This is a genomic window from Serratia sp. LSHTC3, assembly GCF_057197125.1.
In genome coordinates, this window is record NZ_JBXUNP010000005.1 from 176417 (window position 1) to 195798 (window position 19382).

At 60.1% G+C, this 19382-nt stretch carries 14 protein-coding genes; 3 read left to right on the plus strand and 11 right to left on the minus strand.

All coding sequences use genetic code 11. The features are described from left to right. The 8 genes from AC2CGI_RS19125 to pigA form a co-directional block, all read right to left on the minus strand. On the minus strand, positions 1–1947 hold the full coding sequence (locus AC2CGI_RS19125; protein ID WP_075685313.1) for an aminotransferase class I/II-fold pyridoxal phosphate-dependent enzyme: 1947 nt from the start codon (positions 1945–1947) through the stop codon (positions 1–3). Further along, positions 1944–2207, minus strand: a complete 264-nt coding sequence (locus tag AC2CGI_RS19130) for an acyl carrier protein (RefSeq protein WP_004940224.1) — start codon at positions 2205–2207, stop codon at positions 1944–1946. Before AC2CGI_RS19130 ends, AC2CGI_RS19125 begins: the two co-directional genes overlap by 4 nt. A 23-nt stretch (positions 2208–2230) precedes the next feature. Then, on the minus strand, positions 2231–3247 hold the full coding sequence (locus tag AC2CGI_RS19135; protein ID WP_004940222.1) for a methyltransferase: 1017 nt from the start codon (positions 3245–3247) through the stop codon (positions 2231–2233). A 10-nt stretch (positions 3248–3257) separates the two neighbouring features. Then, on the minus strand, positions 3258–5819 hold the full coding sequence (gene pigE, locus AC2CGI_RS19140; protein WP_015376883.1) for a prodigiosin MAP biosynthesis aminotransferase PigE: 2562 nt from the start codon (positions 5817–5819) through the stop codon (positions 3258–3260). Then, positions 5816–8419: a prodigiosin MAP biosynthesis protein PigD gene (gene pigD / locus AC2CGI_RS19145; RefSeq protein ID WP_015376884.1), complete on the minus strand. Its 2604-nt coding sequence runs from the start codon at positions 8417–8419 to the stop codon at positions 5816–5818. Before pigD ends, pigE begins: the two co-directional genes overlap by 4 nt. A 170-nt stretch (positions 8420–8589) precedes the next feature. Next, complete coding sequence (pigC, locus tag AC2CGI_RS19150; protein ID WP_015376885.1) at positions 8590–11256, minus strand: prodigiosin ligase PigC; 2667 nt, start codon at positions 11254–11256, stop codon at positions 8590–8592. Continuing rightward, positions 11253–13268 (minus strand): prodigiosin MAP biosynthesis oxidoreductase PigB, encoded by a 2016-nt coding sequence (gene pigB / locus AC2CGI_RS19155; protein WP_230857975.1) that lies wholly within the window; start codon positions 13266–13268, stop codon positions 11253–11255. Before pigB ends, pigC begins: the two co-directional genes overlap by 4 nt. Next, entirely contained in the window at positions 13265–14422 is a 1158-nt protein-coding gene (gene pigA / locus AC2CGI_RS19160) for a prodigiosin MBC biosynthesis dehydrogenase PigA (RefSeq protein ID WP_141173929.1), read from the minus strand. Before pigA ends, pigB begins: the two co-directional genes overlap by 4 nt. A 405-nt stretch (positions 14423–14827) precedes the next feature. On the opposite strand from pigA, the gene cueR reads away from it, so the two are divergent. Then, positions 14828–15229 (plus strand): Cu(I)-responsive transcriptional regulator, encoded by a 402-nt coding sequence (cueR, locus tag AC2CGI_RS19165; RefSeq protein ID WP_015376888.1) that lies wholly within the window; start codon positions 14828–14830, stop codon positions 15227–15229. Here cueR and AC2CGI_RS19170 read toward each other — a convergent pair. From AC2CGI_RS19170 to allS, 3 genes are all read right to left on the minus strand, one after another. Continuing rightward, on the minus strand, positions 15226–15687 hold the full coding sequence (locus tag AC2CGI_RS19170; RefSeq protein ID WP_015376889.1) for an NfeD family protein: 462 nt from the start codon (positions 15685–15687) through the stop codon (positions 15226–15228). The genes cueR and AC2CGI_RS19170 overlap by 4 nt on opposite strands. A gap of 2 nt (positions 15688–15689) precedes the next feature. Continuing rightward, positions 15690–16595, minus strand: coding sequence for an SPFH domain-containing protein (locus tag AC2CGI_RS19175; protein WP_004940203.1), 906 nt, complete (start codon positions 16593–16595; stop codon positions 15690–15692). A gap of 72 nt (positions 16596–16667) precedes the next feature. Then, entirely contained in the window at positions 16668–17582 is a 915-nt protein-coding gene (gene allS / locus AC2CGI_RS19180; protein WP_015376890.1) for an HTH-type transcriptional activator AllS, read from the minus strand. A gap of 353 nt (positions 17583–17935) precedes the next feature. Here allS and AC2CGI_RS19185 point away from each other — a divergent pair, with 353 nt between their 5' ends. Both AC2CGI_RS19185 and allR read left to right on the plus strand, forming a co-directional pair. After that, entirely contained in the window at positions 17936–18421 is a 486-nt protein-coding gene (locus AC2CGI_RS19185) for an ureidoglycolate lyase (RefSeq protein ID WP_015376891.1), read from the plus strand. Between the two features lie 70 nt (positions 18422–18491). Further along, the gene (gene allR, locus AC2CGI_RS19190) at positions 18492–19307 is read left to right on the plus strand and encodes an HTH-type transcriptional repressor AllR (RefSeq protein ID WP_015376892.1); all 816 of its coding nucleotides are present in this window, start codon (positions 18492–18494) and stop codon (positions 19305–19307) included. The last annotated feature ends 75 nt before the right edge of the window (positions 19308–19382 follow it).

Genomic DNA, 19382 nt, shown 5'->3' on the forward strand with positions numbered 1-19382 from the left:
TCAGACCTCGGCGGCGCGTGCGCGCTCTTCCCGTCGGACATCGCCGTTGACCGGCACGCCGGTCTCCAGCGCCGCCGCCACCAAAATGGCGTAGGCTTCATCCAGATCTTCACGCGTGTGTTCACTGGTCACGCTGATGCGTAAGCGGGCGTCACCCACGCTGACGCCCGGGAAGACCACGGTCTGGCAGAATAGCCCGCGCGCCCGGACGGCGCGGCCGAACAGCAGCGTTTTGGCGTCGTCACCCACCACCACCGGAATGATGGCCGAGTCGGAATGCTCAAGGTCAAAGCCGGCGTTAAGCAGCAGCGTGCGGAAGTAGTAGATGTTGTCCCACAGCTTGGCCAGTCGCTCGGGTTCACGCAGCATCACGTCGATGGAGGCGATCACGCCGGCGGCGACTGCGGCGGGGATGGTGGCGGCGAACACATAGGAGTTGGAGTAGAAACGCAGGTATTCGACCACTTCGCCATCGGCGCAAACGAAGCCGCCTAACCCCGACAGCGCCTTGCTCATGGTGCCCAGCTCGAGATCCACCCGGCCTTTCATATTGAAGTGTTCCGCCGTGCCCGAGCCGGTTTTGCCCAAGACGCCGGTCGCGTGCGCGTCGTCGACCAATACGCGTGCGCCGTAGCGTTCGGCCAGCTTCATCAGGCGCGGCAGATCGACGATATCGCCGTGCATACTGAAAACGCCATCGGTGACGATCAGCTTGCCGCCGGGGTGATCGGCGTATTTGGCCAGCGATTTCTCAAGGCTGGTCAAAGAGTGGTCATAAATTTTCCGCTGCGCGCCCGCCAACTTGCAGCCGTCCTGGATGCTCATGTGGTTGATGGCGTCGGTGAACACCAGGTCGTGTCGGCTGGTCAGAGCCGAGATGCATCCCAGGTTGGCCGAGTAGCCGGACGGATAGACGATGCAGTCTTCGCGCCCTTTGAGCTTGGCCAGTTTGCGCTCCAATTCCAGATGCAGCACGTTGCTGCCGGCGATGATGCGGCACCCGGTATTGGTGGCGCCGTACAGGCCGGCGGCGTCCTGGATGGCGTGGATCACTTCCGGATGGTTCGACAATCCCAGATAGCTGTTGGAGCCGAACATCAGAAATTCGCGGCTTTTGCCGGTGATCTCGTCGAACATGACCGCGCGGTTTTTGCACGGCGTTTCAAGCGGCATGCCGTACCAGTAAAGCTGACGCTGTTTTTTATCGCGATAAAAAGCGCCAAACTCACGCGTTTTATGGAACAAATCCGGGTGCTCGATGCCGACGAAGTCCCGCATGGTGCGCGGATCGCCGAGCTCATCGCGCGCGTCCGGCGACGCGGGCGCTTTGGTGGGCTGCGGCGCAGCGGACGCGGGGGTGTGCTGGCCAAAGCGGCTGAACCACGCTTCGCCCTGTTCCTGAACCAGCCGCGCCGCCAGGTTGTGCTCCAGCTCAGCCAACGTGCGGCACTCCGCCAGCGCTGCGTTATCGTCCAGGCCCAGCGTTTTGAGCAGCTCGTTGCGCGCCATCACCACCGCGACGGAGTCGATGCCCAGGTCGCCTTCGATGGCGGCGTCGGGGGACAGATCACGCACTTCATATCCGCTGTGGGTGGCGAACACCTGGCGCACGAGAGCACTCAACCAGGCCTGAGGCGTCTCGGGGGCAGGTTGCGCGGCGGCGTTCGGCGTCGGCAGCGTGAAACCGCGCTGCAAAATACCGTCGAGCGCATCCTGAATGGTTTTGATCTCCTGGATCTCCAGCGGCGTATTTAATTGAAACTGACGGTTCAGCACCATGGCAATTTCCGCCAGCGCGATGGAGTCGACGCCCAAATCGTTTTCCAGATGGCTGGTCAGGGCCAGTGCCGACGGTTCATACTCGGTCAGCCGGGCGAAGGTGTGCAGCACCGACTGCCGGACGGCTTCATGCGCGTTTGCGGCGCTATCGACGGCGTGAACGCTCATGCGACACCCCCTGCGGCGACTTGCGCTTGCAACCGTTGCACCAGCGCGACCATCGCCTGCACCGAGGCGAAGTTCGCCGGATGGATCTCATGCATGCCGATGGCGACATGAGACTCCTGACGCAGAAAATCCACCAGATCGAAAATGGAGGCGGAATCGACGACGTTCAGTTCAAACAGCGGGGTTTGAGCGTTCAGGCCGTCGTGATCGCCATCCAGATACTGGGTGGCGATATGCTGGATCAATTTGCTTTCTAACATTGCGAGCTCCCGTTGCTAACTGGTTATTTTTCGCCGACGATCAGGGTGCGTGGGCCGGCAATTTTCATGATGCGCGCGTTGCTGAACCCCGCCAGACGGAATCTGTCCAGGTATTCCTGCGCGCTGCTCTCTATGCCACCGTCGGTGGAGACCAGCATGTTCAGCGACAGCAGGGCGGTAAATTCCGGCCCTGATTTGTCTTCGTTCAGCGGCGTTTCGGAAGCGATGAAGCGGCCGCCGGCCGGCATCGCCCGATAGATGTTGCGCAGGATGGTCAGTTGGGTTTCCGGGGCGTAGTCGTGCAGCATCCATCCCAGGTGGATCAGGTCATAGCCGCCGATCGGCAGATCGCCGCTGATGACATCGCCCTCCACGACGTCAATGCGTTCGCCATAGCCTTGCAGCGTCAGCTTGTCGCGCAAAAACGCCGAGGCCTGCGGCAGTTCGCAGATCGCCAGTGCGATCCCCGGATAAGCGTCGGCGATCGCCATCGGCAGGCTGCCGATCCCGCTGCCGATATCCAAAAACGCACGGTGTTGCGAGAAGTCGTAATCGCGAACAAAGCCGGCGATAAAGGGCGCGGCGAATTTACCGAGAAACTCCTGGAAGTCCGCCACGTCGTCCGGATTTTGGTACAGGATGTCGAACCAACTGCGGTCATCGCCGAATACCGTGCGGCGCTGGTGGGCATCGTTTCGCACCGCCGTTTTCAGCTCGCCCCACAGCGGATACAGGAAGGTATCGATGTGGCGGCCCAGCCATCCCAGCCACTGCGGTTCGTCGCTCAACAGAAAAGCCCGGTGGGCGGCGGGCAGATGATAAAGGCCGTCTCGTTGGTCGAGATACCCCATGGCCCGCAGCGCGATGAGCAACTGCTCGGTCGAACGCGCCGGGCAGTCAAGCCGCGCGGCGATGTGCGCCGCGTCGGCGTCCCGATCGCGCAGCTGATCGAACAGCTTCAGCGCCAGCGCGGCGGTCAGCGCCTTGGCCTGGAAAAAGCCCATCATCTGATTGACGGCATCTTGCTTGGTTAAAGGCATTGCTGGCTCCCTAGTCTAAAAAGGTGGAGAGTTCCTCGCACACCGTGGCAAAGGCGCCGACGAAACGGTCGATCTCGGCTTTGCTGATGATGAGCGGGGGTTGAATACGGATCACCGTCGAGCTGTTGGCGGTAATGAAGGTCAGGATCTTGTGGTCCTGGCACAGCTTGGTGACGAATTTCATGCAGAACATTTCGCCGAGCGCCTGTTCCATGCGATCCATCGCCGCCCGCAGATGGGCTTGCACCGGATCGGGCAAGAATTTCCAGGTGGTGTGCCAATCGCCCGGCAGCCGGGTGGCGAATTCGCGGGCGGAGGCGTTGACCGCGCCGGTGAACGCCTGGTCGAACTGGATCCCCAGCATCAGGCCGCGGCCGCGCACCTCGCTGACGAACGGATAGCGGGCGGCGATCTCACTCAGTGCCTGCTTAAAGTAGGCGCCCATCCGTTCGGCATGGCCGACCAAATCCTGCGCCAGGATCTCGCGCAGCGCGCTGAGGGCGACGACCGAGGCGAGGTTGCCGCCGCCGTAGGTGGAGCTGTGCACCAGGAAGCGATCCGCCGTGCCATAGGCTTTTTGCCAAAGATCGGCTCGGCACAGCGTGGCGCCGATGGGGATCAGGCCGCCGGACAGGGATTTCGACAGCATCAGCACGTCCGGCTCGATACCGTCCCATTCGCAGGCGAAAAGTTTGCCGGTGCGCCCAAGCCCGGTTTGCACTTCGTCCACCATCAGCAGCACGCCGGTCTCGCGGCAGAGCTGCTGCACCGCCTGCAGGTAACCGGCGGGCGGGATATGCACGCCGCCTTCGCCCTGGATCGGTTCGATCATCAGCGCGCCGACGTCTTCACGGTTCAGCGCTTCCCGCAGCGCGGCGAGATCGCCGAACGGCACTTCCACCATCGCGTCCAGCAGCGGTGTGAAATAGCGGCGGTGTTTGTCTCGTCCGGTGATGGACAACGCGCCCAGCGTTTTACCGTGGTAACTGTTGCGCAGATAGGCGATGCCCGGCTTGCCCGTCGAGGCCTTGGCGATCTTCATCGCGGCCTCGACGGCTTCGGTGCCGGAGTTGCTGAAGAACACCCGGCCCATGTTGCCCGGCGCCAGACGACAGAGCACTTCGGCCAGCTTGGCGGTCTGTTCGGGAATGGAAATGTATTGAATGAAGTTGGGGCCTTGAGCGTCGAGGTAGTTTTTCAGCGCGTTGACCACTGGCTGCGGGTTGTGGCCCAGGTTTAGGCACCCGTAGCCCGCCACCATGTCCAGGAAAGCCTCGCCCGCATCGTCATACAACTGGGTGCCGGCGGCGCTGCGGAAAACGTTGTCGCAGCGCTGCAACTTGAGGAAGTCCACCATCATGGGGTTGATGTATTGATGATAGCGGTCGAGGGTGTCTTCCCTGGCCGGCGTTTGGGCGATGACCGCGTCGATAAACGCCAGGCGCGATGCGGGCAACGCCGCATCAGCCGATTCCCCGGCATAGATGTCATGGTGGTAGTAGCGCTTGAGATTGGTCACGCTCTGCCGATCGATGCGCTCGCCGTACGAGGCCAGCGGATAGGCGAAGAACCCGTGGCGCTCGGCGATTTCACCGATCTCCAGCACTTTTTCCGGCGCCAGATAGCGGCCCAGCGAAAAGTTTTCCCGCCGGTTTTCCAGCGCCAGCACAATGGTTTCCGCCATGCAGCCGTTCAATTGTTGCTTGATGGTGACGTTGAGCGATTCTCCACCCAACTTGACCGCATCGGTGGCGGTGACGCAGCCGCCGTCGATGATCAGAATGTCATCCCGCGCCGGGCGCGTTTCCGAAGCGATATCGCGCGGCAGCGCCACGTCGATGAAGATCGAGCCGGGTTGCAGTCTGGCGGGGTCGATCACGCCGCCGGCGGAGGTCGCGGCGGCAAACAGTTTGCAGCGCGGGTAGAGATCTTCGGGATCGCTGGTCAGGGTGACGCGCGAGTGATACTCCTCGGGCAAATGGCTGAGCAGTTCGCTGCGATCATGGTTGCCGGCGCGGTGCAGCAAATGGAGAGAGAAACCGTGCGCCAGCAGCAGACGGCTTAGCGCCAGGCAGATCGATCCCGGATAGCCGACGATGGCGACGGGTTCCTCCTCCGGGCGGATTTCCAGCCAGGACTGGATCTGCATCAAGGCCTTGTAGCCGGCGTAGGTGGTCAGCGAGTTGCCGGAGGTGACCGGCACCGGCGACTTTTCCGCAGTGGCTTCGCCGCGTCGCCCAACGATAGAGGTAAAACCGCCGAGACCGACCAGTTCGGCGCCATCGCCGGCCAGCTCTTCGATGCCTTGGACCACCCTGGCGGCGATACCGCGTGCGTCGGCCAGCATTTCATCCGCCACCAGCGGCATGTATTTGATCACCCCTTCGCAAGTGGCGCCGGTCGCCGAGGTGATCCTGGCGAAGTTCATAAAGGGAACCAGGTTTTGTCGTTCCCACAGTTCACGCGTATAGCCGCTGTGCTGCTCGGTCGAGTTGCGTTGCAGCAGATCGAGCATTTTGACGTAACGTTTCAACCCCAGCGAGGTGGGATGAGCGATGAATCCGAATTTCATGAGGTGGCTTCCTGTGTAGGATCTTGGTCGAAGGCGGTGCTGGTCGATTCGGGCTGTTGGGCCGCCCAGGCTTTGCGCTCCTGCAGGGCGTCGTGGTCGCTCGGATCGCGCTGCCAGCCTTTGGCGGTGGCCAGCGAGATACCGTCGCCTTCATTGTTGTGCCCCAGCACCACGGAGAACAGATTGAGTCGGTGCGGCGTGGTCAGCGCCTGGCGAATGACGTCTTCGTCGAAATGCGTAAGCGTTTTGCTCTGGATATGGAAGTTATTGACCGTTTGTTCGACGTCCGGCTGTTCGACGTTCACCAACCGCATTTGCCGTGAGGTGCGGTTGAACAGAATGCGTTCCTGATAGGTATTGATGACGGACAGCCCGCCGTTGCATAAATAGAAGACGGTGATGCTTTTATTCAGCAACTGTGGATGGGTAAGAATGTTGTCGATAAAAGCCGGCAGGATGTCCGGTACGATCCCTTTAGCGCCGTCGCCGATAAACGCCATCACGTGGCTTGGGCTGGTGTAAGCCAGGTAGCCGGTGGCCAGCAGAGCGTCGCCCATCAGGGCGCGGCCATACCAGCCGGAAAAGCCGCGGCGCGTTTTGGCGACGTTGCGCGCGGCGGAGATGCCGCACCGGCCGACGTCATATACGCCGGTAAAATCGAACCCCTCCGTTTCGATCAGCTCTTCAATCACTCGGTTCAACTGGCAGAAGAAGTAGTTGGCCGACATGGGCAGACTGGGAAGCTGGCTGACCACGTCGGAAGGCGAATCGAGATAGGCGGCGATCAGCGCGCGGCGTCTTTCCCGCAATGCCGGATCGACGTCGAGATGCGCTTTCACCGTGCGCAGGAACGCCAGACAGTTCATGTGCAGGTGCAGATCGGCATAGGGCGACAGATGGCGCTCATCGTGCGTAAGCTGCACCAGGTGAACCTTGCGCTCCAGCCTGCCGTCGGAGAAGGGGGTGGTGATCTGAGCGACGCGGCTTTTGATCATAAACAGGCTCTGCTCGTTCATGGCGTTGAGCTTGTCGTTGGTGTGCAGGAAGTTGTAGACGCGCGGGCTGTAGCCGTAAATCGCCAGGGTGCCCAGGTAGTGGGGATTGCGCCGACCCTGATAATATTTCGGCGCCGAGCCTGGATGGGCCAACGAGTCCACCAGGGCGATGCCGGCGGCGTCGGCGATGTCATGGATCAGGGCGTATTCGTCGTCGCTGACCGGGCCCAACTGCCACACCAGCCGTTCCGGCCCGCGGTTGATCAGCGCTATCGCCTGGGCCAGGCTTTCGCTCATCGGCAGCGGATCGTCCGCCGACAGAACCGGGATCGGCGAGGGATCGCAGACGGCGCCCTCCAGCGACAGGGTCGACTCCAGCACGTTTTGCGTCGCCAGAATCACCACCGGCCCCTGGCCTTGATGATAAAGGCGGAAGGCTTCCGTCAAACCGGTGCCGATCGTTTCGACGTCATCGATATAAACGAACGGGATGCGGCGGGCGACGAGCACTTCACGCATGTCTTCCGTCGGCGTCAGCGTTCCCTGGAAGCTGTACCATTGATTGCCGCGGTTTTCCGCCGCGACGATGATGCCCTGGGCGGCGGTTTCCTTGAGGTTGGCCAGCGTCCCCTTGAATTCATCCATCATTCCGGAGGTCACTACGCCGAGGAACGGCATGCGATACAGCTGCCAGTTGGCCATGGCGCCGCAGGCGATGGCGTGTTCGTTAGGGCCGCGCAGGATCAGCGCGCCGCGCGCCTCCGCATGCCGATCCAGATAGCCGATCAGATTGGAGATGATCGACCCGGTGTAATAGGACACCAGCCAGCGTTCGGCGGCGGTACGCTCGAAAAATTGAATCAACTGCTCACCCAGCGTGTTGTGCAGCGCCAGCGCGCCGATCGGCTTGACCCGGCGGTTGGTGTAGTTCATCTCGAAGAAGTCCATCCACAGGCACAACAGCTCGGTTTGGAAGATCGCCGGATCTTCGCTGCGCACGATTTCGCGGTATTGCTGCGGCAGGTAGCGGAAGGGCGATCGCAGCTGGCGAATGAACGCAACGGTGGAGAAGGTGGTGTAAAACGCGGGAATGCCGCTGCGCTGCAAGGCGCTGTAAAAGGCGTCCAGATCGCGATCGATCTGTTCGATGCTGTCATCGACGCCGGCCGGCGTGGTCTGATCGTAGAACAGCATGCCCAAATGAAATTCGGGACGCTGTTCCAGCGCATGGGTATAGATGATCTTGCCGGTGGCTTCGGCCAGGCTGGCGCATTGGATGATGCGAACGTTGATAGCCTTGTTTTGGCCTTTGAGAAAGTGCAGCGCCTTTTCGCGCGCGGCCTGATAAAGCGAGTCCGCCGCCAGATCCAACAGTTTCAGCGGCATCTCGGACTGGATATGCACGCGGTTGAAAACATAATCGCGGATATCGTTCAGTACGCTGAGCCCGGTTTGGAAAAACGCCGGGTTGCGCGTCACCACCACCACGCCGACCGTCAGAGTGTCGGGATCTGCGTCGGTGCGGCAGGCCTGGCGCTCCGCTTGCCACACTTGCTCGTAGGCGGCGGAGTTGGTGAGTCTTGCTTGTCCTGTCAGGGTCGTCATGATGAGTTCCTTGTGCAGCCAAAATGGAGTGACGGCTTCAGCCAGGCGGGCAAATTCGGCACGACAAAGCCCGCGACGGTCTCTGCAGGCGGCGGTTGCCGCGCGCATCACCTTCGTTGAATTGTGCTGTTTTCAGGCGGATGGTTTACCTTCGCCGGATGTGGTGCTGACTAGCCATCGGCACGTTCTCCGCGTTGAATAATGACCGTCCCGCTGTCGCCGTCGAGAATCAAGGTGTCGCCGCTGTTGATCAGCTGGGTGGCGTTCTTGAGATTGACCGCCGCGGGGATGCCGAATTCGCGTGCGACGATGCAGCTGTGGGACAGCGCGGAGCCGATATCGGTGACGATGCCCGCCGCCAGCGCGAAGAGCGGGGTCCAGCTGGCGTCGGTAAAGCGCGCCACCAGGATTTCGTTGGGCTGCAGCTCGCCGGCCTGCGCCAGCAGATCGGTGATGACGCGCGCCTTCGCCACCACTTTGCCGGGGCTGGCCGCCAGGCCGGACAGCATGCCGGCGGCGTTTTCCGCCGTGGGGGCTTTCATCCTGGGCTGATACCCCCCGACGATCGCCATCGGCGGCTCTTCCGCATGCAGGTTCAGCAGATGCTGGTGGCGATTGCGCTCGATCAGATCGGCGGCGAACGCCTCCTGCGCCGACTGTTCCCCCGCCATAAACGCGCGGAAGCGCTCGAAGTCCACATAGGGCAGATCGGCCTGTTTGACCAGGCCTTGCGCCTCCAGGCGCCGCAGCACTTCCAACATGATGCGGCGGTAGAACCAGGTTTCGGTGACGAAGGTTGGCCGGGTCGCTTCGCGGCGTTCGGCCATCACGCCATACAGCTTGGTGATGAACTTCAGCTTCATCCGGCCAAACCAGGGCATCGCTTTAAGCAGCGTCGCGCTGTCTTCATGGCGCAGCCGCTCTGTTTCCCGCAGTTTCGTGTGCAGATCCACCGGATGTTGCAGATACATTTTCATCACTTGCAGCAGGTAGCTGGGATCGTCGTTCCAGCGCGGAAGACTCAATTCGAACTCCTGGCGGCCACGGGCGCCGAACTCGAACAGGAAGGCGCTGAAGTCGCTTTGCCAGAAGGCGCGCGATTCGGGATCGGTGGGCAGGACGGTGACCAGTTCCTGTGCGCTGTGTCGCTCGAACACGGCCTTCAACGCCGGTTGACGATTGACCGTCTCCACCAGGCTGAGAATGCCCAGCGTGACTTCGATGGTGCGCAGGTTGTTCATCGACGCCTTGATGCGATTTTGCAATCCGTTGCCGCGGCCTTTGAGGTAACGTTCGCAGGTCAGCGCCAGCGCATCGTAGAGCGCGAACGACTGAAGGAAGAAGGGCATATAGGCGGCGCAGCTGTCGAGGAAGTAACCGTCGATGCGGCTGAGTTCCCGCTCCAGCTCCTGATGCGTCATGGTGGTCAGATCCAGCGCCAGAAAGCGGCGCGTCTCGCGCTGGCGCAGGGCGATCATGGCATCGACGGTCGCGCCGGCGCTGCGCAGGTTATGCCTCTGCTGTTTCAGCCAATGCCAGGCGCTCTTGAGATAGGCCCATCCCTGTACGCCGGGGCCATAGGGGTTTTTGTACCCGCTGAAATCGATATCGGCGGTGGCGTAGCGGGTCGTGAACTTCATTTCGTCGCGGGTGGGCGGGCATTGGCGGAGCATGTAGGCCGATCCGGAGATATTCAGATAGACGTAGCCTTGCAAATACCCCATATAAATCTGCCAATCGCCGATATCCGCCAGCCCCATGGTTTTGATCGCCGGGCCATGAATATGCTTTTGGTAGAACTGGCAAAACGACAGCCCCAGCGGCGTCATCAAGCCGGTGACGATCTCGCCGGTGTCCATTCGGGAGAAAAAGGCCCGTTCCTTGATCGCCGGATCGCTTTCCCACGGGTTAGCGTAAAGCATCTGAACCGGTTTGGCCTGCGTGGTGATCGGCCGCGCCTGCAGGAGCCACACGCGATCGTCTTTCACCGCCCATTCGATATCCAGTTCCGCGCCGTAAATCATCCGCGTTTGCCTGGCCAGCCTGGCAAGCTGTTGCAGCTGTTCCGGGGTTAGGCTGGGGGCGTCTCGCCTGACTTCAGGCGTTTGCAGCAGCGTGACCCGTCCCTGCGGATCGCGTTGGCAATAGTGCGGTTTGTGACGAATTTGCCGCTCGCGGATCTCGCCGCTCGCCTTATCCAAAATGAAGCTGTCGGTGGTGACCTGTCCGGAGACCACGCCTTCCCCCAGCCCCCAGCAGCTGTCGATGACGATGTGGTTGGCATCGCCTGTCAGCGGATCTTGGGTAAACATGACGCCGGCGGCGTCTGCATCCACCATGATTTGCAAGACGACGGCGATATCGCTCTGCGCCGCCGATGTCCGGCTATACTGGGCGGCGCGTTCCGCCCAGAGCGACGCCCAGCAGGATTGCACCTTGCGCACCACCTCGTCATCCCCGCGCACGTGCAGGTAAGTGTCGTATTGCCCGGCGAAAGAGTGGGTCAGGCCGTCTTCTTCCAGCGCCGAAGAGCGCACGGCGAGCGAGGCGCCGTCGCCCAACTGTTTGCAGGCGTGACGGATCGCCAGATCGAGCGGGGCGGGGATGGCGGTGCTCAAAATCATATCGCGCACGTTGCCCGGCGCGCCCGTGTCGAGCAGCGCTCCCGGCACGGCGAATTCGATAAACTGCCGGTAAGCCTGCGCGGTGATGCAAAACGCCGGCGGCACCGGCAAGCCCGCCTGAATCAAATGATTCAACGAATGGGCTTTGCCGCCCAGGCGATGGGGTTCCAGCGTTTTATCGCCGGAAAGTTCAACCACCAGGGTAGGATTCATGACATCACCTCCGCAGGCGTAACGGGCATTGCGAGGCGTTCTCTCACCGCTTTGGCGGCGTTCAGCCCGGCTAACACCGCGCTTTCGATATTACCGATGCCCACGCTGTCCTGATTGGCGAAGTGAATATTCTCAAACGGCATGCTGGCCTGGTGAAACACGCCCTGAGCCTGTTGTCCGGCGACCGAGGTCACCAGACCCGCGGGCCAGAACCAGATTTGAATGTCTTCAATGATGTCGGCGTCAATGCCCATGTTGCCCAGCACTTTGGCGATTTCGACATAGGTCTGTTGCTGCAGCGCCGGGAACTCGTTCTGCGCGGTGCGACCTTGCCGCTCTGGGCGAGTGGTCGGTTTGAGCAGGGTTAATACCCCGGTTTCCGCGCTGAGGTGATTGTCCATCCAATTGGCGATCAGGCAGGTGCCGGCTTTGCTCCAATAGTAAGGTGTGCGGGTGTTTTCCGGCTCGATCAGATAGCCGCCGAACGAGTGTTCGAGGATCGGCTTTTTCAACAGCACGTTCGCCAGGTAGTAATCTTCATGGCGGATCTGACGGATCGCCGCCAATTGCTCTTTGGGCAGGGTGGGTAACCAGGTGGGCACATGCGTTTTGGGGGCTGCCCAGATCACTTGTTTGGCTCTGATTTCGCTGGCCGCGCCATTGACGCTGAACCGGATCACCGTTTCGTCGCCGCCGGGCGTGATGCTTTGAAGCTGTACGCGGCTTTGCAGCCTGACGTTGTTTTGCTCCTCAAGATAGTCGAGCAGACCGGCGCTGATGCTGCCGTTACCGCCCGGCAGCGTGACCAGATTGCCGCGTAAATACCCCACCAGGAAGTGCAATCCGACATAGGCGGAGACTTCGCGAATATCGAGACATTCCACGCGCAGCGTGGTGCTGACGGCATTCTCTACCAGCTTGCCGAATTTTCTCGGTGGCCGCAGATCCGCCGGGATCTGATCCAGTTTGTGCGGTTCGAACAGATAAGTGTACAGCGGGATAGTGTCGAGCAGCGCCATATTCGCCTTGCTCCAGGCGCTCTGCGGCGTCCAGGGCAGGCTGGGGTACCGCTCGCCGCGCGGCGAGAAGGTATCGAGGAAGGCGTACAGATCGGCAAAGATCGGATCGCCCAGCTGTTTTGCCGCGATAACATAAGGTTTACCGATCAAGGCATGCAGGAATAGTTGTCCCGTCAGGCGCCAGACGGCGGGTTTCAGCAGGTAGACCGGCTGTTTGAGAAAACCAACGACGACTTCACCCAGGCATCGGAGCAGCAAGAAGGTATCGAAAAACACCAGCGTGTCCTTTTCATTGGACTTGTAGGCGCCGCTCAGACCGATTTTCTTCAGCAGTTGCAACATGAACGAACCCGGCAATGGCTCCTGGAAGCAGACGCCGGCGATGGGAAACTTCAGGCGATTCACCGCGCGGTAGCGCGCGTTGCCGCCAAAGGAAGCGCTTTTTTCCAGCACCAGAACCCGGCGTTCGGTCAGTTCGCTGGCCGCGGCCAAACCGGAGACGCCGCCGCCGATGATCACCACGTCATACTCGCCGTCCAGCGTGGGGGTTACCGAGCCGGCTGACGCCGGCGTGGGCGTGGAAAAGTCGCGCGTGGGGAACGTGCGTGGCTTGGGTTTGCGGTGGTGTTGCTGCCGCAGCATGTACAGCGCCGCCAGCGCGAAAATCGCATCGAGCAATATGACCTGCGGCTGGGCGCGGTGCAGGATCGTGACAAATCCCGCCATCATCAGCAGCTGGCAGTAGATGATCAATGTCGTCCAACGCGGGTTGAACATCAAGACCGCACCGGAGGCAAACAGCGCCACGCCGATCAGCGCGTTAACCGCTGTACCCTGCGCCGCCAGCCAAGCCGTCGCCCCGGCGTACCAGGTGCCCTGGTTCGCCACGGCCGCCTGCTGCAGAATATCGGCGACGTTTTCCAACTGAGGGAAGGCTTTCGCCAGGCCGGCCAACATATAGAGCACGGCAAAAACGCGTTGAACGATCATCATGCGCCTCCCCGCAGACCCAGCTTGCGGGCGACAATTTCTTTTTGTATCTCGTTGGTGCCGGAGAAGATCCGGCTGGGGATCACGTTCAGCAAGTGGCGCACCAGACCGAGTTCTTGATCCATGCCGGCTCCGCCGAAGATTTGAATCGCGTCCAGCGCGGACTGCACGGTATATTCGGAAATCAACAGTTTGCTCATGGCGATGTCGATCTCGGCATCCTGGCCCCGATCGTGTTTCCAACAGGCGCGGTAGAGCATTAGCCGACACTGTTCCAGACGCAGTTTCATCTCGATGATGCGGTTGGAGACGGACTGAAATTGGCCAATCGCTTTGCCGAATTGTCGGCGTTGTTTGGCATAGTCCAGCGCGCTGTCGAACACGCGCTCCATTGCGCCGATAAACAGAGCCGACAGGCAGCCTTTTTCCCAGATCATTGAATCGTGGAAGATGGCGCCGCCGGCGCCCGGCATGCCGAGCCGTTGGGCCTCTGGAATGAAGACGTCGTTGAAGGTCAGTTCGCTCCACGGGCAGTTGGAGAGGCAATCTTTCGGGCTGACGGCGCCTACGTTTAAGCCTGGCATCCCTTTCTCGAGCACAAATGCGGACACGCCCATAAAGCCATGTTCGGGATGGGTTTTCGCATAGACGATGAAGATGTCGGCAATCGGCGCGTTGGTGATGAAAATTTTGTTTCCGTTGAGCCGGTAGCCGCCTTCACAGGGTTGAGCGGTTGATTTCATGGCATAAATATCGGAACCGGCGTCCGGCTCCGTCGCCGCATTCGCCGCGATCAGTTTTCCGGCCGCCAACGCTTCGAGATACTGCGTTTTTAATGCTTCGGAACCGAAGCGGGAAAGCGGGATCACGCAGGCGCACAGATGGGCGCAGAGCGAAAAGGACATGCCGATGTCGCGGCTGCCTTTACCCAGCGCTTCAATCATCAGCGCAGTATCGAGCGCGCTCATGCCCAATCCGCCGAACGCGGTCGTCACGGGGGCTCGGGTAAAACCATAGGCGGCGGCTTGTCGCCACAAATCCAGGCTTAATACCTGCCGTGAAAGCCGATCATGCGCATCCTGATCCAGCACCTCGCGGGCAAAACGCTGAGCGGATTCGCTTAGAGCCTGCTGCTCGCTTGATAAGTTAAAATCCATGACGAACTCCGCCATCGGGTTGAGAGATTAAATTAGCTAATATTTCTAGTTTGGAGGTGGCCAAAACTCAAACAGGCGCAGTAATGGCAAATGTAAATAAATGTTTATTTGTGTGGTCTATTATTACAATTTTGTTAATTTGTGTTTTTATTTTGTTGTTTTAATTGTGTTTTATTTTGTGTTATTTATACACAAAATTTTACATATAATAAAAATCTTAATTTGATCAAATTTTAATAGGTTAGATTGTCTATTGTTTTTTGATGAATACTTTGCAGGTGAAGTATCTATCTTTTGGCTGTGGCTATCGGTTTCTCATCGCTATCGACGGTGGGCGTTGAGGCTTGGTGAGTGGCGGAAAGCGTCTTAAGATAGAGGGTGAGCAGGAGCATTCCGGAGGAAAAAATGAATATTAGCGACGTCGCGAAAAAGACCGGGTTAACCAGCAAGACGATTCGTTTTTACGAAGAGAAAGCGCTGATTACCGCACCGATCCGCAGCGATAACGGTTATCGCCATTATTCCGCCAGGCACGTTGAAGAGCTGACGCTGCTGCGCCAGGCGCGGCAGGTGGGCTTCAACCTGGACGAGTGCCGTGAGCTGGTGGCGTTGTTCAACGATCCGGCCCGCCACAGCGCCGACGTGAAGGCGCGCACGCTGCAGAAGGTGGCGGAGATCGAAAGGCACATCAGCGAACTGGGAGAAATGCGCCAACGCCTGTTGACGCTGGCGGAACAATGTCCGGGCGACGAGGGGGCGGAGTGCCCCATCATCAATAATCTGGCGGGATGCTGTCGTTCGAATTAACGGCTGATGGCACGGATCACCAGCGTGACCCCTTCCACCGCCACCACTTCCACTTCGGTGCCGGCGGGCAGATCTTCCGCCGCCTGCGCGCGCCAGCTGCTGTCGCCGATATTGATGCGCCCCATGCCGTTGTGCATCGGCTCCGTCAGCGTGGCGCGGGTGCCGATCAGCTGACGGTTGCGCTGGTTGAGCACCGGTGAACCGCCGGACGCGGCCGCCGGGCGCCGGCGCAGCCAGTACCACCACAGGTAGGCGACGACGACGGTCAGGACGGCGAAGATCACGCCTTGCCATTCCCAGGTGAGCGTCGGCAGCAGCCAGATCAAGGCGCCGACCAACAGCGCCGCCACGCCGCTCCACAGCAGGTAGCCGCCGGCGCCGAGCATTTCCGCCGCCAGCAACACGCCCCCGAGGGAGAGCCAGAACCACAGCGGATTCGCCGCGATCAGTTCGAGCATGATTATTTGCCTTTGCTTTCTTTCAGCAGTTCGGTAATGCCGCCGATCGAGCCGAGCAGGCTGCTGGCGTCCAGCGGCATCATCACCACTTTGCTGTTGTTGGAGGAACCGATCTTCTGCAGCGCGTCGGTGTATTTCTGCGCCACGAAGTAGTTCACCGCCTGAATGTTGCCGCTGGCGATGGCGTCGGACACCAGCTGGGTGGCGCGCGCCTCGGCCTCGGCGGCGCGCTCACGCGCTTCCGCCTGCAGGAACGCCGACTGGCGTTCGCCCTCGGCCTTCAGGATTTGCGATTGTTTCTCACCCTCGGCGCGCAGAATGGCCGCCTGGCGCACCCCTTCCGCCTCCAGGATGTCGGCGCGCTTGGTTCGCTCGGCCTTCATCTGGGCGTTCATCGAGGCGATCAGTTCCGCCGGTGGGCGCACGTCGCGGATCTCGATACGGGTGATCTTCACCCCCCAAGGGTTGGTCGCTTCATCGACGATGTGCAGCAGGCGGCTGTTGATGCTGTCGCGCTGCGACAGCATTTCGTCCAGCTCCATCGAGCCGAGCACGGTGCGGAAGTTGGTCATGGTGAGGTTGACGATCGCCTGTTCGAGGTTGCTGACCTCGTAAGCGGCGCGCGCCGGATCGACCACCTGGATAAAGCACACCGCATCGATGGCCACGTTGGCGTTATCGCGGGAAATCACTTCCTGCGAAGGGATGTCCAGAACCTGCTCCATCATATTGATTTTACGGCCGATGCGGTCCATGAACGGCACCACCAGGTTCAGGCCCGGCATCAGCGTTTTGGTGTAGCGGCCGAAGCGTTCTACCGTCCATTGGAACCCCTGCGGCACAATTTTGACGCCGGCGAACACCACAATCAGCGCGACGACGATCACGATGGGAATAAAAGTAAGCATGCAAACCTCCTGTCAGACATATGTAAACAGATATTACGCCAGCGCAGGAAAAATGCCTACCGATACCGCGACTTAATCCAGGGCGCTGACCAAACCCGCGATTAACGGATCCCGCGTCTGGAACAGGCTGATCAGGGTGCGCACCGCTTCGCCGCCGCGAGCATCGGACCAGGCCAGCGACAGGGGTGAAGGTTGGCGCGGATATCTGAGCTGCTTGGCCACCAATTCGCCGCTATCAAGATAAGTTTGGCACAGCTGGCGCGGAAGGAAACCGATCCCGAGACCGCGCAGATGGCATTCCAGCTTGGTGCGCAGATCCGGCACCTTGATCTCCTGCTGGCCGGACAGCAACCAGGCGGTACGCTTGGCCAGATGGCGCGCGGTATCTTCGACGTTGATTGCGGCATAAGGGCGCAGCTGCGTTTCGTTCAACGGATCGGCGGCAACGGCCAGCGGATGCGTCGGCGAAATGGCGAACACCCAATCGATCTTGCCGAGCGGCAGCACCTTGATGCTGTTTTCCAGCGATTCATTGCCCGCCGCGCCGATCGCCAGATGGCAATCCTCATTCAGCAGCGCGTCCCACACGCCCATGTACACCTGGCGGGAAATGTGGAATTGGGTGAACGGGTATTTGTCGTGCAGGTGAGTCAACAGCCCGGCTACGGCGGCGGCGTCGTACAGCAGGTTGTTGATCACGATATTCACCTGATGCTCTACGCCATCGTTGATTTGCCGCAGTTCGCCCGGCATGGCGTCCAGCCAGGTGTGCCACTGGCGGCAGCGCTCCAGCAAATACTCCCCGGCCGGCGTCAGGTTGACGGTGCGGGTGGTGCGGATAAACAGCTGCGTGCCGATGCTCTCTTCCAGCGTTTTAATGCGGTAGCTGATGGTGGCGGTGGTTTTATGCAGCAACTCTGCCGCGCGCGAGAAGCTTTGGCACTCGGCAACTTTGATAAACGAACGAATGGTTTCGTGATCCAGCATGTGGGGTCCTTGGCTGACACCGCCTTTTCGGTTATCGGTGAGAAGAATCTACTGATGTTGCGACACGATAGGCAGCGGCAAAGCCCAACCCCACGATCCCGGTCACAGAATCACCGGATAGCGATGAGCATACGCAGCCCTATTCTTGTCGATCGTGGATCAGGTGTTTTTTTAATTCATTGATTTCAAGCAATTAATATGGGCTTCCGATCGTGAAATGTGCGGACGATCTTGTTATGGAAAAATTTTCCAAAAAATTGCTGTCAAATTTGCCATGCGCTGTCTAGAGTGAAGGCGTTGGGTGAAATATCGCCGTTTAATCGTCGTCTGGGTCATGCGCTTTGGAGAATCACATGGATTTAGTCATCGAAGAATTAACGCCGGCGGCCTTTGCGCCTTATGGCGATGTATTGCAGATAGAAGGTTCGCGTTTCTTTCATATCAATGACGGAAAGACCGAGCGTTATCACGATCTCGCCAAGATTGAGGTGTCGGACGGCAACCGGGTGCTGGCCAGCATCAACCGGGCGGAACCCTGCGAGCTGCCGATGACCTTTTCCCTGCTGGAAAAGCATCCGCTCTCGTCGCAGGCCTTTGTGCCGATGAACGGCGAACGCTTCGTGGTGATCGTCGCCGAACCGGGCGAAACGATCCCCGTTGGCACGTTGCGCGCCTTTATCACCAACGGCAAACAGGGGATCAACTATCATCGTAACGTCTGGCATCACCCGCTGTTCGCCTATGCGAAAGTCACCGACTTTTTCACCATCGATCGTGCAGGCGCCGACAACTGCGTAGTCAGCCGCTTGCCGGAGCCGTATCGCATAGTTTTGGCATAGCGCTGGCCGCACGCCGCGCAGGGCGTTTATCATAGCGTCACCCATGCCGTCACTGACAAAGGAAGCTTGAATGACCGAATTACGCAGGAAAGGACGACCCGCCACCGAAGCCGGCGCGACCAAAGGGGCGCAGGCGTTGGATCGCGGGCTGGAGATCCTCCAGTATCTGGCCAACGCCGGGGGAAGCTCGTCGGTTTCCGTGCTGTCCGAAAAGCTGGAGTTGCCGCTGTCCACCACCTTCAGATTGTTGAAAGTGCTGGAGAAATCGGAATTCGTCTTTCAGGATCCGCAGCTGGGCTGGTGGCATATCGGCATTCAGTCGTTCACCGTCGGCTCCGCTTACATGAACGATCGCGACGTGGTATCGGTAGCCGGGCCGTTCATGCGGCGGCTGATGCTGTTGTCCGGCGAGACCGCCAACCTGGCGATCCGCAACAATTTCGATGCGGTGCTGATTCGCCAATGCGAATGCCAGGCGATGGTGCGCATGTGCGCGCCGCTGGGCAGCCGCTTGCCGCTGCACGCATCGGGCGCCGGCAAGGCGCTGCTGTATCCGCTGGCGGAAGAAGAGATGCTGGATCTGATCGTGCGTTCGGGGCTGCAATCCTATACGCCGAAAACCCTGACCAGCGTGAACCTGCTGCGCAAGGATCTGCATCAGTCGCTGGAGCAGGGCTACACCATCGACGATGAAGAGCACGCGCTGGGCCTGAACTGCCTGGCTTCGGCGATTTTCGATCGCAACAACAACGTGATCGCCGCTATTTCCATTTCCGGGCCCAGTTCGCGGGTCGGCAAGGAGCGGTTCAAAGAGCTGGGTGAACTGGTGGGGGAAGTGGCCAGAGATATCAGCGCCGCGCTGGGTGAATCGCGCAGCAAGGCGTAATCGTCGCGTGCCGGGGTGAGCCGGCGCGGAACAAGACTCCCCGTTTGATGAGCAGACGGGTTTTTTTGACGGCAT